Genomic DNA, 7,535 nt, shown 5'->3' on the forward strand with positions numbered 1-7,535 from the left:
GCGGGAGCGGTGTGCCGGTGGCTGTCGGGGAGGGCGACCCAGAGCTGGGCGCCGTGCAGCAGCCGGGCGTGCCCGCGCGGGGACTCCTCGGAGTGCGAGATGGCCCGGCCCGAGGTCATCAGGCCCAGCTCGCGCGGGCGTACGGTCTGCAGGCTGCCCAGGCTGTCGCGGTGCAGGACCGAGCCCTCGTGCAGCCAACTGACCGTCTGCAGGCCCATGTGCGGGTGCGGCGGCACCTGCATGCCGGGCTCGTCGGCGATGTCGTCGGGCCCGTAGTGGTCGACGAAGCACCAGGCACCGACCATCCGGCGACCCAGGTTCGGCAGCAGGCGGCGTACGACGGTGCTGCCGCCGAGGGCCGTCTCACGGGGCGTCAGCAGCTCCCGGACGGGGCCGGCCGGGACGTCCTCGCGCCCGCCGCGCACCACGGGGGCGGTCACAGGCCGAAGCGGGTGCGCTGGGCCTCGGGCACCAGGTCGACGTAGTCGGGGTGCTTGGTCAGCCAGCCCCGGATGAACGGGCAGTACGGCAACACGTCCGCGCCCTGCTCCCGTGCGGCGTCGAGGGCGGCCCGGGCCAGCACCCCGGCCAGGCCGCGGCCCGCGAAGGCGGGGTCGATCTCGGTGTGGATGAAGGCGATCTCGTTCTCGTGCCGGAAGTACTCGGCGAAACCGGCGAGTTCACCGTCCTCCGTGATCTCGAACCGCGAGCGCTCGGGGGTGTCCGTCACGGTGGTCGTCATCGTTCCTCCTGGGTCCGGGGGGGGGGGGGGGGGGGGCAATCCGGGTGGCCAGGCCGCCACTCGCGTCCCCGGCCGAACCCCAGTCCTCGGAGGCCGCGTAGACGGCCGTCGGCGCCACCACGGACCGCAGGTGGGCGAAGAGCGGACGCATGGCGTGCTCCAGGGCCAGCGAGTGCCGAGCGGTTCCGCCGGTGGCGGCGACGAGCACCGGGCAGCCGGTGAGTGCGTCCCGGTCGATCACGTCCACGAAGGACTTGAAGAGCCCGCTGTACGAGGCGCTGAAGATCGGCGTCACGGCGACCAGCCCGTCCGCCCTGGTGACCGCCTCGATCGCCTCACGCAGCGCGGTCCCCGGGAAGCCGGTGACCAGGTTGTCGGCTATCTCCCTTGCCAGGTCGCGCAGTTCGACCACCCTCAGGTCGACCTCCCGCCCGCCGTGGCGCAGCCGGCGGACGGTCGCGTCGGCGATCCGGTCGGCCAGCAGCCGGGTCGACGACGGGACGGAGAGCCCCGCGCTGACCACCACGAGTCGCAGCGCGCCGTCGCTCACTTCGCCTCCGTCACGGTCACAGCGGCCGCGGCGACCCGGGCGGCGTGGGTGGGACCGTCGGGCACAGTCGCGGGCCGGCCGGCCGCGAACTCCTTGCGCAGGACCGGGATGACCTCCTCGCCGAGCAGGTCGAGCTGCTCCAGGACGGTCTTCAGCGGCAGTCCGGCGTGGTCGACCAGGAAGAGCTGGCGCTGGTAGTCGCCGAAGGTCTCCCGGAAGGTCAGGGTCTTCTCGATGACCTCCTGCGGGCTGCCGACGGTCAGCGGAGTCTGCTCGGTGAACTCCTCCAGCGACGGCCCGTGCCCGTACACCGGCGCGTTGTCGAAGTAGGGCCGGAACTCCCGTACGGCGTCCTGCGAGTTCCGGCGCAGGAACACCTGGCCGCCGAGCCCGACCACGGCCTGCTCGGGTGTGCCGTGGCCGTAGTGGGCGTAGCGCTCGCGGTAGAGACCGACCAGCTGCTGGAAGTGCTCCTTGGGCCAGAAGATGTGGTTGGCGAAGAAGCCGTCGCCGTAGTACGCGGCCTGCTCGGCGATCTCGGGCGAGCGGATCGAGCCGTGCCAGACGAACGGCGGGACGCCGTCCAGCGGGCGCGGGGTGGCGGTGAAGGACTGCAGCGGGGTGCGGAAGCGGCCCTGCCAGTCCACCGTCTCCTCGCGCCAGAGCTTGTGCAGCAGCGCGTAGTTGTCGATCGCGAGCGGGATGCCCTGGCGGATGTCCTGGCCGAACCAGGGGTACACGGGGCCGGTGTTGCCGCGGCCCATCATCAGGTCCACCCGACCGTCCGCGAGGTGCTGGAGCATCGCGTAGTCCTCGGCGATCTTCACCGGGTCGTTGGTGGTGATCAGCGTGGTGGCGGTGGAGAGGATGATCCGCTCGGTACGGGCGGCGATCCAGCCGAGCATGGTGGTCGGCGAGGACGGCACGAACGGCGGGTTGTGGTGCTCACCCGTCGCGAAGACGTCCAGGCCGACCTCCTCCGCCTTGAGCGCGATGGCGACCATGGCCTTGATCCGCTCGTGCTCGCTCGGCGTTCGCCCGGTGGTGGGGTCGGTCGTCACGTCCCCGACGCTGAAAATTCCGAACTGCACTGTCATCACCCTCTGTGCCATGTGTCTGCGTGCCCCGTCCCTGCCGACTCTAGGGCGGGCCCGGGCCCCGTCATGCCTGGCCGTGCACCCTTCCCAGTCCGTGAACGCCCTACTCAGGCCGGATACTCCCCGTCACGCTCGCGATAGCCGACCGCGATCACGGCGACCAGCAGGGTGCCGGCCAGCATCGCCCAGGCGAGATGTCCGTGGATGACGAGCCAGGCGCCGGGCGCCGCGCCGGCCAGCATCGCCAGCACGGCGTAGAGCCGCCGTCCCAGGCGGGGGTTGGTGCCGCCCGCCAGTGAGGAGTCCGCCGCGATGCCGGTCAGGGTGAGGGTGAGCACGGTCGTCGTCAGGTCCGGCACCGCCAGCTTGCGGACCGTGCCGTTGCGCAAGCCCATGGCGACGGCCAACAGTGCGATCAGTGCCTCCGTCGCCCGGCCGCCCGAGGCGAACGCGACGGCGGTCGCCGCGCCCTGCAGCGCCGCCTCGGCCAGCAGCGCGGTGCGCAGCCAGCGCACCCGGCCGCCGCCGAGCTGCCCGATCGCCAGCCGGCCGGCCAGCACCGAACCCAGCAGAAAGCCTGCGAGCGAGGTCAGTGAACCCGCGAGCGAGAAGCCGGGCGTGCCCACCAGGGCGAACCCGACCACGACCACGTTGCCGGTCATGTTCGCGGTGAAGACGTGGCCGAGCCCCAGGTAGCTGATCGCGTCGATCAGCCCGCTCACCGCGCTCAGCGCGAACAGGGCCAGGGCCAGCGGGTGGCTGTCGCGGATCTGTGCGGTGGCCACGGTGTGCTCAGAGTGAGGGTTCGTCATCGGGTCATCCTTTCCCGGCCGTCGGGGCGCGGCGCGGTGCACCGCCGGACCTCACGGGTCCAGCGGCGCGGTGGATCAGAGGAAGCACGGGTCGTCGAGGGCCGGCCCGCCCGGGCCGGGGGCCAGCTGCCCGCGCGCCAGCCGCCACGCCCGCTGCTCCTCCGAGGCGGCGGCCGCCTCGACCAGCAGACCGGCCTGCCGGACACCGGCCAGGCTGGGCGCGGGGGTGGCCTGGTAGCCGCCGAACCGCGCCACCGGGCTCCACAGCGGGACCACGGCGGGCAGTTCGGGGGCGAGGCCCTCGTGCTCCTGGACACCGTGCACAATGCGCCCGCCGACCACGGTGAGGACGGACTCGATGTGCGGGATGTCGGCCTCGTCCACCGTCAGGTAGTCGGCGCTGAGTACCGCCAGGTCAGCGTAACTTCCCACTGTCAGGCGCCCCTTGACGTCCTGCTCGCCGGTGAGACGGGCACCGCCCTGGGTGTACAGCTCCAGTGCCTCCTCACGGCTGAGCCGGCCGGCCGGCGGGCGGAGCGTCCGTCCGCTGACGGCGCGTCCGGAGACCAGCCAGTGCAGCGCGACCCAGGGGTTGTACGAGGAGACCCGGGTGGCGTCGGTGCCGCCGGCCACGGTCAGGCCGCGCTCCAGCATCGCCCGCACCGGCGGGGCGTCACTGGCCGCGGCGGCGCCGTACCGGCGCACGAACGCCTCGCCCTGGAAGGACATCCGGTTCTGCACCGAGACGGCGCCGCCGAGCGCCGCGATCCGGTCCAGGCTGTCGGCCGAGACCGTCTCGGCGTGGTCGAAGAGCCACCTGTTCCCGCCCGGGAACAGGCCCTCGGCGGCGAGCCTCTCGAAGACCGCCAGGTCCCGGCGGATCGTCTCGTCGTAGCTGGCATGCAGCCGGAAGCCCCAGCCGTGCTCCGTCAGCAGCCGGACCGCCTGCTCGAATCCCGCCTCGTACGGGCCGAGTTCGGGGCGCGGCTCGCTGAAGTTCTCGAAGTCGGCCGCCGCCCAGGTGAGGTTCTCCCCCGCGCCGTTGAGACGCAGCCACTCGTCCCCGTCACCCGGGCGGACGGTGGCCACCCAGCGCGCCAGGTCGTCCAGCTCCTGCCCGGCGGTCTGCGGGAACAGGTGGTAGGCGATGCGCAGCGTCAACTCCCCCTTCGCCGCAAGCTCGGTGACGGTGCCGTAGTTCTCCGGGAAGCTCTGGAAGCCGCCGGCCGCGTCGATGGCGGAGGTGAGGCCGAAGCGGTTGAGCTCGCGCAGGAAGTGCCGGGTGGAGGCGGCCTTGTCGGCCTCGTCCAGGGTCGGCGCCTTGGCCAGCGTGGAGTACAGCAGCAGGGCGCCGGGGGCGGCCAGCAGCAGCCCGGTCGGCTGCCCGTCGTGGCCGCGGACGATCTGGCCGCCCACCGGGTCCGGGGTGTCGCCGGTGAAGCCCGCAGCCCGCAGCGCGGCCCGGTTGAGCAGCGCCGCCTGGTAGAGGTGCAGGACGAAGACCGGCGTGTCGGGCGCGGCCGCGTTGAGCTCGGCAACCGTGGGCAGCCGACGCTCGGCGAACTGATCGGCCGACCAGCCGCCCACCACCCGCACCCACTGGCCCGGCGGGGTGCGTTCGGCCTGCGCCCGGAGCATGGCCAGCGCCTGACGGAGCGTCGGCACGCCGTCCCAGCGCAGCTCCAACACGTAGTTGAGACCGCCCCGGATGACGTGCAGGTGCGCGTCGTTGAGGCCCGGGACGACGCGCCGCCCGAGCGCGTCGACGACCCGGGTCCCCGGGCCGACCTGTGGCAGGACATCCGCGTCGTCGCCGACGGCGCTGATCAGCCCGGCGCGGATCGCGAGTGCGCTCGCGCGCGGGCGCAGCGGGTCGCCGGTGTACACCTTGGCGTTGCGTACGACCAGATCCGCTGCCTGGTCCGGTGGTTGGTCGGTACCGGCGCGGATTCCGGCCACGGGCATGCTCGGCATGAGTGCTCGCTCTCGTGGGGCCAGCCGGTCATTCACCGATGAACGCGAGCAGTTCCTTGTTGACCTCTTCGGCGTGCGTCCAGATCAGCCCGTGCGGGGCCCCCTCCAGCACCACCAGCCGGGCGCCCGCGATGCGCTGGGAGAGTGGGATCGCGGTCGAGCCGATCGGCAGCGTACGGTCCGCGTCGCCGTGGACGATCAGGACGGGCACGTCGATCCTGGGCAGGTCCGCGCGGAAGTCGGTGAGCCAGGCCGGGACGCAGTCCAGGGTGGCCTTGGCGGAGGCGGAGACGCCGACGTTCCAGCTGTACTGGACCACCTGGTCGCTGACCCGGTCGCCGCCGAGCACGTCCACGTTGTAGAAGTCGGCGAGGAAGGCCGCGAGGAAGGCGGGACGGTCGGCGCGGATGGCGCCCTGGATCCCGTCGAAGACGCTGCCGTCCACGCCGTCGGGGTTGTCCTCGGTGCGCAGCAGGAACGGCGGCACCACACCCAGCATCACCGCCTTGGCGACACGGGCGGAGCCGTAGGTGCCGAGGTAGCGGGTGACCTCGCCGGTGCCCATGGAGAAGCCGACCAGGACGACGTCGCTCAGGTCGAGGTGGGCGAGCACGGCCTCGAGGTCGGCCGCGAAGGTGTCGTAGTCGTAGCCGAACGCCGGCTTGTCCGAGGCGCCGAACCCGCGGCGGTCGTACGTGATGACCCGGTTGCCGGCGTCGAGCAGCGCGTTCACCTGCTTCTCCCAGGAGGCGCCGTTCAGCGGCCAGCCGTGGATGAGCACGACGGGGCGGCCGGTGCCGTGGTCCTCGTAGTACAGGTCGATGGTGCTGGAGTTCTCTTCGCCGACCGGGATGAAGGGCATGGTGACCGTCCTTGTGGTTCAGGCCGAACGGCGGGTGCCGTGCGGTCCGTCGAGCTCTGGCACGGATCAATCTAGGAACGCGTCGGCCTGCGACTTTCCTCTGCACGCACCGGCTCTGTCCTGCGCGGGCAGCGACCGCGCCGACGGACCCGGGTGCAGTGTGGGGACAGCTTTGGGCGCGGCGGGAGAAGAGATCCGCAGGCCCCGCTGGATAGCGTCCTGACCTGTGTGCAGACGTCTCTGTGACACCCCCTCAGCCGAGAGCGAGAACCACCATGGTCGACTTCGACCACGTACACGCCGCCCCGAGTTCGGACCTGCTGACGCCGGACAACTCGGTCATGCTCTTCGTCGACCACCAGCCGCAGATGTTCTTCGGCACCGGTAGCGGAGACCGGACGGCGATCATCAACGCCACCGTCGGACTGGCGAAGTCGGCGCGCGTCTTCGACGTTCCCGTGGTGCTGTCCACGGTCGCCGCCGAGTCGTTCTCCGGCCCGATACTCCCCCAGCTGAAGGCGGTCTTCCCGGACCACGAGGTGATCGACCGGACCACGATGAACGCCTGGGAGGACGCGGCGCTGGTCGAGGCGGTCAAGGCCACCGGGCGCGGCAAGGTGATCCTCTCCGGCCTGTGGACCGAGGTGTGCCTGGTGCTGCCCGCCCTGTCGATGCTGGACCAGGGCTACGAGGTGTACGTGGTCTCGGACGCCTCCGGCGGGGTGAGCCCGCTGGCCCACGAGCATGCCCTGCAGCGGATGATCTCGGCCGGAGCGGTGCCGGTGACCTGGGTGCAGGTACTCCTGGAACTCCAGCGCGACTGGGCCCGTGCCGAGACCTACCTGCCGGTCCTGGAGGTCGTCAAGGAGCACGCCGGCGCCTACGGCCTGGGCGTGGTCTACGCCCAGAGCATGATCAACGAGCACGCGGCCGGCTGAACCGGACGGTACGGGAGGGAAGTTCGCTCATGAACACGGGTCTCCTGCTGCTCCGGCTGGTCGCCGGTCTGCTGGTGGCGGGTCACGGCATCCAGAAGGTCAGCTTCCATCTGGGCGGCCGGGGGCTGGCCGGCGGTACGGCCGAGTTCCGCCAGGACGGCTTCCGGGGTGGGGTGTTGACCGCCCTCACCGCCGGGGGCAGCCAGATCGGCTCCGGGCTGCTGCTCGCGGCGGGCCTGCTCACTCCGCTGACCGCCGCGGGCACGATGGGCGTGATGACGGTCGCGCTGACCGTCAAGCGGCCGCACGGGCTGTGGGTGCAGAACGACGGCTACGAGTACCCGCTCGTGCTGGTCACGATCGGCGCCGTACTGTCCGCCACCGGCCCCGGTGACTGGTCACTCGACGCCTCGCTCGGCCTACTGCCCTGGTCGGCCTGGTGGCTGCCCGTGGCCGTCCTGGCCGGCGTCGGCGGCGGCCTCGCCACCCGCCTGGCGCTGCACCGCCGTTGACCCGCACTGCCATCGACCCTGGCGTCGGCACGGGGCCCGTCCCGTGCC

9 protein-coding genes are annotated in these 7,535 nt (G+C 72.1%); 2 read left to right on the plus strand and 7 right to left on the minus strand.

Annotated elements, in window-relative coordinates; translation table 11 throughout:
- The 7 genes from ACXJMZ_RS35900 to ACXJMZ_RS35930 all read right to left on the minus strand — a co-directional run.
- The coding region (locus ACXJMZ_RS35900; RefSeq protein ID WP_457034204.1) for a pirin family protein at window positions 1-440 on the minus strand (440 nt) is incomplete at its 3' end.
- On the minus strand, window positions 437-742 hold the full coding sequence (locus ACXJMZ_RS35905) for a GNAT family N-acetyltransferase (RefSeq protein WP_457034205.1): 306 nt from the start codon (window positions 740-742) through the stop codon (window positions 437-439). The genes ACXJMZ_RS35905 and ACXJMZ_RS35900, both read right to left, overlap by 4 nt.
- The gene (locus ACXJMZ_RS35910; RefSeq protein WP_457034206.1) at window positions 681-1,292 is read right to left on the minus strand and encodes an FMN reductase; all 612 of its coding nucleotides are present in this window, start codon (window positions 1,290-1,292) and stop codon (window positions 681-683) included. Before ACXJMZ_RS35910 ends, ACXJMZ_RS35905 begins: the two co-directional genes overlap by 62 nt.
- Window positions 1,289-2,383: an LLM class flavin-dependent oxidoreductase gene (locus ACXJMZ_RS35915; protein ID WP_457034207.1), complete on the minus strand. Its 1,095-nt coding sequence runs from the start codon at window positions 2,381-2,383 to the stop codon at window positions 1,289-1,291. The genes ACXJMZ_RS35910 and ACXJMZ_RS35915 overlap by 4 nt, the downstream gene beginning before the upstream one ends.
- Window positions 2,384-2,496: 113 nt before the next feature.
- Window positions 2,497-3,201 carry a YoaK family protein gene (locus tag ACXJMZ_RS35920; protein WP_457034208.1) on the minus strand — a complete coding sequence of 235 codons (705 nt, stop codon included), beginning with the start codon at window positions 3,199-3,201 and terminating at the stop codon, window positions 2,497-2,499.
- Window positions 3,202-3,276: 75 nt separating this feature from the next.
- A complete protein-coding gene (locus ACXJMZ_RS35925; protein WP_457034209.1) occupies window positions 3,277-5,175 on the minus strand; it encodes an amidohydrolase in 1,899 nt (632 codons plus the stop codon).
- 28 nt (window positions 5,176-5,203) lie between these two features.
- Entirely contained in the window at window positions 5,204-6,037 is an 834-nt protein-coding gene (locus ACXJMZ_RS35930; protein ID WP_457034210.1) for an alpha/beta fold hydrolase, read from the minus strand.
- Window positions 6,038-6,312: 275 nt separating this feature from the next.
- On the opposite strand from ACXJMZ_RS35930, the gene ACXJMZ_RS35935 reads away from it, so the two are divergent.
- A complete protein-coding gene (locus ACXJMZ_RS35935) occupies window positions 6,313-6,975 on the plus strand; it encodes a hydrolase (RefSeq protein WP_457034211.1) in 663 nt (220 codons plus the stop codon).
- A 29-nt stretch (window positions 6,976-7,004) separates the two neighbouring features.
- Entirely contained in the window at window positions 7,005-7,487 is a 483-nt protein-coding gene (locus ACXJMZ_RS35940) for a DoxX family protein (RefSeq protein WP_457034212.1), read from the plus strand.
- The last annotated feature ends 48 nt before the right edge of the window (window positions 7,488-7,535 follow it).

The organism is Kitasatospora sp. P5_F3, from assembly GCF_054049135.1.

Bases quoted from the DNA above. Each gene is read 5' to 3' on its own strand.
- ACXJMZ_RS35930 (WP_457034210.1), bottom strand. From the start codon at position 6,037: ATGCCCTTCATCCCGGTCGGCGAAGAGAACTCCAGCACCATCGACCTG.
- ACXJMZ_RS35925 (WP_457034209.1), bottom strand. From the start codon at position 5,175: ATGCCGAGCATGCCCGTGGCCGGAATCCGCGCCGGTACCGACCAACCA.
- ACXJMZ_RS35905 (WP_457034205.1), bottom strand. From the start codon at position 742: ATGACGACCACCGTGACGGACACCCCCGAGCGCTCGCGGTTCGAGATC.
- ACXJMZ_RS35935 (WP_457034211.1), top strand. From the start codon at position 6,313: ATGGTCGACTTCGACCACGTACACGCCGCCCCGAGTTCGGACCTGCTG.
- ACXJMZ_RS35940 (WP_457034212.1), top strand. From the start codon at position 7,005: ATGAACACGGGTCTCCTGCTGCTCCGGCTGGTCGCCGGTCTGCTGGTG.
- ACXJMZ_RS35920 (WP_457034208.1), bottom strand. From the start codon at position 3,201: ATGACGAACCCTCACTCTGAGCACACCGTGGCCACCGCACAGATCCGC.